The sequence below is a fragment of the Corallococcus sp. 4LFB genome (assembly GCF_046520365.1).
Lineage (GTDB): Bacteria > Myxococcota > Myxococcia > Myxococcales > Myxococcaceae > Corallococcus > Corallococcus caeni.
Genome location: NZ_JBKGHJ010000657.1, coordinates 1 through 3,736, shown reverse-complemented (window position 1 = coordinate 3,736; position 3,736 = coordinate 1). Strand labels below are relative to the sequence as shown.

Sequence of the window (3,736 nt, the reverse complement as noted above, 5' to 3'; positions counted from 1 at the left end):
AGCCGGCCAGCAGCACCATGAACAGCGTGGCGTCCTGCGCGCGCGCCAGCGTCTGAGTTGCCGGTCAGCGCCTGGCAGGCGAGGACACGCTCGCTCCCGGAAGCTCTGCACGGGCGGGCGCGGATGGTCCAGCGGCAGCTCCACGCGGCCGGTGCGCCCGCGAGCCGCTGCTTCCAGTAGGTGACTGCCTCTCCAGCGCTTCGCCTCGCAGCCAGTCGCGCTGCCACAAGGCGTAGTCGGCGTACTGCACCGGCAGCTCCGGCAGCGGCGACTCCCGGCCCTGGGCATACGCGGTGTACAGCGCGCCCAGCTCGCGGATCAGCACTCCCACCGACCAGCCGTCGCTGACGATGTGGTGCATCACCACCACGACGATGTGCTCCTCCGGGGCCAGCCGCAGCAGCAGCACGCGGAACAGGGGCCCTTGCGCCAGGTCGAAGCGCTGGCGCACGAAGGCGCCCGCCCGTGCCAGGACAGCCTGCCCGCGTTCCGCCTCACCCAGCGGGGACAGGTCCTGCCGTTGCGACACGAAACCACCGGGGGCATCGATCACCTGCGCGACCGTGTCCTGCCCGGCCGCGAAGCGCGTGCGCAGGGCCTCGTGCCGGCGCACGATTTCCTCGAGCGCCCGCTCGAAGGCGTGGTCGTCGAAGTGGCCCGTCAGACGCAGGCCGGTGGCGATGTGGTAGGCCGTGCCCAGGTTCTCGAGGCGGTCCAGCAGCCACAGGCGCTCCTGCGCGTACGACAGCGGCAGGTGTTCGGGCCGCGGCCGCGCGGCTACCAGCGGGGCCGCCTGCGCGCCCGCTGCCTGCCGCAGGAAGTCCACCAGCTCCGCCTTCCGCGCGCGCAGCTGCGCGAGGCGTTCCTGCGTCATCGCGCCCCTGGGCGCCTGGTAGCGCAGCTCGCCACCTTCCAGCCACAGCCGCACGCCGTCCTGCCGCAGCGCGGCCAGCAATGATTGAACCGCGCTCATGTCCGTCCCAGGGACCGCGTGTGTCATTTGGTCCGGATCTCGTCGATCAGACGGGCCGACAGGCCATTGACCATGGTCCGGTTGATCATCGGGTGCGCTTCGTGCGTGGGGCCGAAGTCGCTGTCCGGGTGGTAGGCGACCACGGACATTTCGGAGTCCGTGGTGCGGAAGGAGTGCGGGCCTTCGGCGCGAATGACGAACACGCGGCCCGGTATGAGCGGAATGATCTCCTTGGGCGTGACGCATTCGCCGTGCCCGCGAATCACCATGCCCACGCGCATCGACGGATGCGTGTGCTGCGTCTGGTCGATGCCGGGCGGGAAGTAGAGCAGGTTGAAGCAGGCGTCGCCCATCATCACCGGCGGAATCAGCAGCGAGTCGGTGCAGCCGTCGATGTATTTGAGGCGCCCGCGCGCCTCCACCGGACCGCCAACCTGGAAGAAGCCGTCATAGCCCAGCCGGGAGATGGCAATGCCCCGGCCGCTGCCGTGCACCACGGCCTCGCCGGGCGCGGAGAAATACATGCCGCCGCGCAGCTTGAACTCGCCGGCGGCATGCTCCAGCGTCACCGTGCCGTCGTAGACGTAGCCGATGTGCGTGGCGCCAGCCGCAGCCTCAGCCGGTCTTGCGACCAGGCCCACAACTGGGTGGAGAACGTGTCGTTCTTCATGTCCGCCAGCAGGCCGTGCGCGAGCGGAAAGGGAATGAAACTGTCTGGGTGAGCGGCGTGCATGAGGTGGTGCTCCGGTGGAGGCAAGGGGACGGTGCTGGAATCGGCCGGACTGGTCCGGGGTGTCAGGTGCCCACGACGGGTTCATTGCCAAAGTTGCGCCGGGCGTAGGCCTGGAACCGCTGCGCCAGCACGGCGCGCTTGACCTTGCCGGTCGGCGTCGCCGGGATGGGGTCGGCGCCGAACAGGACCACGCGCGGCCGGTAGCGGACGGAGCAGGCCTTCACCGCGTCCAGCACCTTTCTTTCGTTGTCGGGCGTGCGGGGCACCACGAGGTACAGGCCGATCTCCTCGCCCGCGGCCTCGTTGGGGAAGCCCGTCACGGCGAAGCGGCCGACGGCGCGCAGCGCCTCCAGCTCGGCCTCGATGGCCAGCGGTGAGAGGTTCTCGCCGTAGCGGATGACGATCTCCTTCTTGCGGCCGGTGACGAAGATGTAGCGCTCGCCGCCGACCAGGGCGAAGAAGCCCAGGTCTCCGGTGCGCAGCGCGCCCTCGCCCAGGGCCGCCTCGGTCGCGTCCTCGGCATCCCAGTAGCCGCGCATCAGGGTGTGGCCTGTCACCACGATTTCACCCTCCTCCTCGGCGCCGGCGGGCGAGCCGTCCGCGCGGCGGATGCCGATATCGCAGCCGAACAGGGCCGGGCCGATGCTCGGCACCGCCCAGTGGCCCATGGAGCGCTCCAGGTCGGCGTCCGGGACATCCCAGGGGATGGTGGCGGCGAAGTTCACGCACTCGCTCAGGCCGTAGCCCTGGTGGATGGGGATGCCCGTCCTGTCGACGAACTCGCGCGCCACCGTCCTGGGCAGCGGCGCGGCGGCCGAGGTCACGTACTTGAGGTCGGGCAGCGTGTCGCGCGGCACCGGCATGCGCGAGAGCACGCGGATGATTTCCGGCACCAGCGAGATGACGTCCACGCGCTCCGCGCGAAGGATGTCCCACACCGCCGCGCCCGGCAGGCCGGCGCTGAGCACGACATGGCTGCCCGCATAGAGCGAGGCCACCATGGAGAAGCCGAACGCGTTGGCGTGGAACAGCGGCAGCACGCACATGTGCACCCGGCGCCGCGCCAGGTCATGGATCCGCGCCAGCCCCTCCGCGTTGACCAGCAGGTTGTAGTGGCTCAGGCACACGCCCTTGGGCGCGGAGGTGGTGCCGGAGGTGAACAGGATGACCGCCGGGTCGTCGGGCATCACGTCGCGGGCGGGCCACTCGAAGCCCGCGTCGCCGTCGGCCGCGAGCGGCAGGGCCGGCAGCGCCACCAGGCCACCCGGTCTGGCCGCGATCAGCTCCGGCGACACCTCGCGGCCGGTGACCACGAGCCGGGGGGTGACCTTGTCGGCGATGAGCTGCAGCACGCGCGGCGACTCGGTGTTGCTCACCGGCACGGTCACCGCGCCCAGCGACATCAGCGCCAGGTGCGTGGCGAAGGCCTCCGGGCTGTTGGCGGACAGCACGATGACGCGGTCGCCGCGCGTGATGCCGTGCCCACGCGCGAACCAGTGCGCGAGCGCGCGGACCTGGCGCAGCAGCTCGGCGGCGTCGAGGTGCAGCACGCGCCGTTCCGCCTCGTACCAGGTGAGCGCCGGCCCTCCGTGTGCCGGTACGCCCGCCAGCACCTGGGGCAGCGTGGTCCTTTCGATCAACCGGTCTTCCGGGCCGCGGTCGCGGTAGCCGCGCGCGGCGGCGTGGCGCGACAGCGGCGGGATGGCCGATGCGGCATCGCTCATGGGGTTCCTCCCGGCATTGCGTTCCTCCACGGGGTCATATGATTCCTTCCTCCTCGTCGTTCGCGTCCTGCGCGGCGGCGCCCGGCGGCGGCGCGCCCTGCACGGACCAGCGCACGTTGGCGACGTACTCGGCCAGCGCCGCGAGCGTGCGGAGCTCGAACAGGGTGCGCAGCGGCAGGTCGACGCCGAACACCTCACGCAGCCGCGCCACCATCAGCGTGGCCAGCAGCGAATGGCCGCCCAGGTCGAAGAAGTTGTCCTGCGCGCCCACGCGCTCCACGCCCAGCACCTCGGCCCAGATCGCGG

At 71.1% G+C, this 3,736-nt stretch carries 4 protein-coding genes; all 4 read right to left on the bottom strand.

All coding sequences use genetic code 11. The features are described 5' to 3' along the window. Positions 1–64: 64 nt before the first annotated feature. On the bottom strand, positions 65–973 hold the full coding sequence (locus ACLEQD_RS38980; protein ID WP_410390953.1) for a condensation domain-containing protein: 909 nt from the start codon (positions 971–973) through the stop codon (positions 65–67). A gap of 23 nt (positions 974–996) precedes the next feature. Further along, entirely contained in the window at positions 997–1,542 is a 546-nt protein-coding gene (locus ACLEQD_RS38975) for a cupin domain-containing protein (RefSeq protein WP_410390952.1), read from the bottom strand. Positions 1,543–1,768: 226 nt separating this feature from the next. Next, the gene (locus ACLEQD_RS38970) at positions 1,769–3,430 is read right to left on the bottom strand and encodes a class I adenylate-forming enzyme family protein (RefSeq protein WP_410390951.1); all 1,662 of its coding nucleotides are present in this window, start codon (positions 3,428–3,430) and stop codon (positions 1,769–1,771) included. Between the two features lie 34 nt (positions 3,431–3,464). Further along, the coding region (locus ACLEQD_RS38965) for a phosphopantetheine-binding protein (RefSeq protein WP_410390950.1) at positions 3,465–3,736 on the bottom strand (272 nt) is incomplete at its 5' end.

Excerpts from the sequence above, each read along its gene's own strand:
- ACLEQD_RS38970 (WP_410390951.1), bottom strand. The coding sequence starts at position 3,430 with ATGAGCGATGCCGCATCGGCCATCCCGCCGCTGTCGCGCCACGCCGCC.
- ACLEQD_RS38980 (WP_410390953.1), bottom strand. The coding sequence starts at position 973 with ATGAGCGCGGTTCAATCATTGCTGGCCGCGCTGCGGCAGGACGGCGTG.